The 1,245-nt window shown below is 74.7% G+C and carries 1 protein-coding gene; it reads left to right on the plus strand.

What is annotated here, in order from left to right:
* Positions 1–1,245, plus strand: a 1,245-nt coding sequence (locus tag AB0M20_RS44415) for an AAA family ATPase (RefSeq protein WP_364307605.1), incomplete at both ends; no start/stop codon positions are given.

The following is a 1,245-nucleotide window of genomic DNA, read 5'->3' on the forward strand; positions in this document are numbered from 1 at the left end:
GTGGGGCACCAACCGGCTGGTCGGCCGCGACGACGAGATGATCACGCTGGCCCACCGGTGGCTGCGGGCGCGGTCCGGCGGGGGCGGCGCCGCGATCGTCGAGGGACCGGGCGGCGCGGGCAAGACCCGGCTGGTGCGGGAGCTGACGAACGCGGTCGCGCGAGACGGTGACCTGGTCCTGTACGGCAAATGTGCGCCCGACGACCCGGTCCCGCTGGCGCCGCTGCGTGGCGCGGTCGAGCGCTACCTGCGTACCGTCGAGAAGCTGCCGCCCACCGAGCGTGACCAGGCCGTGCAGCGGCTGGCCCGGGCCGCCGGCCGCGGCGGCCCGCTGCTGCGCACGCTGTCGCCACTGCTGGCCGACCTGGTGCAGGCGCCCGAGATCCCCGAGCTGAACCGCGCGGAGCAGTTCATCAACGCGTGCGCCGCGTTCCTGATCGGGCTCGCCGACGAGTTCCAGGGCGCCGTCCTGCACATCGACGACGTGCAGTGGCTCGACGGCCCGACCCGCCGGGTGCTGCAGCGGGTGACCAGCCGGCTGACCGGCACCCCGCTGCTGGTGATCGCTACCAGCCGCGACGACCCCGACAACGCGGCCGCGCTGGACCGCTTCGGCGCGGACATGGACGCCACTCTGGACACCCGCATCCCGTTGCATCCGCTGGACGCCGACGCGGTGACCCAGCTGGTCGCGGAGCACCTGGGCGCGGTGCGGCTGCCCGCCGGGCAGATCCGGGAGCTGGCGGCCCGGGCCGGCGGCAATCCGTTCACCATCGGCGAGTACGTCCGCGCGGTCTTCGACGCCGGGCTCATCGCGCCGTCGTGGAACGGCTGGCGGCTCGACCTGGACGGGCTGGACCGCCTCGAGCTCTCCGGTGACGCGGTCGATCTGGTGTTGCAGCGCATCGACAGCCTGGGCGCGGAGAGCCGCACGCTGCTCGCCGCCGGGGCCGCGGCCGGTCGATGGTTCCCGGTCGATCTGGTCGCGAACGTCTGCGGCACCGACCCGCGGCGGGCCGCCGACGTGCTCGCCGAGGCTGAGTCGCGGCGGCTGGTGAAGACCGCCGGGCCGGACGGCTACCGGTTCCCGCACGACCGGATCCGGGAGGCGCTGCTGGTCGGCCTGGACGACGGTGCGCTGCGCCGGCTGCACCAGCGCATCGCCGAGGTGCTCGAATCGGCGGTGCCGGACGACCCGCGCTACATCTACGCGATCGCCCGGCACTACGCGCTGGGCGAGACGGA

The sequence above is a fragment of the Actinoplanes sp. NPDC051633 genome (genome assembly GCF_040681735.1).
Classification (GTDB): Bacteria; Actinomycetota; Actinomycetes; order Mycobacteriales; family Micromonosporaceae; genus Actinoplanes.